Source organism: Streptomyces polyasparticus (assembly GCF_014493765.1).
Taxonomy (GTDB): Bacteria; Actinomycetota; Actinomycetes; order Streptomycetales; family Streptomycetaceae; genus Streptomyces; species Streptomyces polyasparticus.
Genome location: NZ_JACTVJ010000159.1, coordinates 1 through 577, shown reverse-complemented (window position 1 = coordinate 577; position 577 = coordinate 1). Strand labels below are relative to the sequence as shown.

Below are 577 nucleotides of genomic sequence, written 5' to 3'. Positions count from 1 at the left end.
AGCAAATTCATTCTCGTTACGTTTACGACTCCAGAGGAAACCCAACTGTGGAAGTTGACTTGACTACTGACAAGGGCTTATTCAGATCAATTGTACCATCTGGTGCTTCCACTGGTATCCATGAAGCTCTTGAATTGAGAGACGGTGACAAATCCAAATGGCTTGGAAAAGGTGTCACCAAGGCTGTTTCCAACGTCAATGACATCATTGCCCCTGCTCTCATCAAGGCCAACTTGGACCTCACCAACCAACAGTCCGTCGACGATTTCCTCAACTCGTTGGATGGAACTCCTAACAAATCCAAATTGGGTGCTAACGCCATTCTTGGAGTTTCTCTTGCTGCTGCTAAGGCTGGAGCTGCCGAGAAGGGTGTTCCTCTTTACCAACACTTGGCTGACATTTCCGGTGCTAAATCCGACAAATTTGTGTTGCCAGTTCCTTTCCAAAATGTGCTCAATGGTGGTTCGCACGCCGGTGGTGCATTGGCTTTCCAGGAGTTTATGATTGTGCCAACCGGTGCTCCTTCTTTCTCCGAAGGTCTCAGAATCGGTTCCGAGGTTTACCACACCTTGAAGTC

General features: G+C 48.0%; 1 protein-coding gene. It reads left to right on the top strand.

Annotated elements, in window-relative coordinates:
* Positions 1-59: 59 nt before the first annotated feature.
* The coding region (locus H9Y04_RS49295; protein ID WP_498067178.1) for an enolase-like domain-containing protein at positions 60-577 on the top strand (518 nt) is incomplete at its 3' end.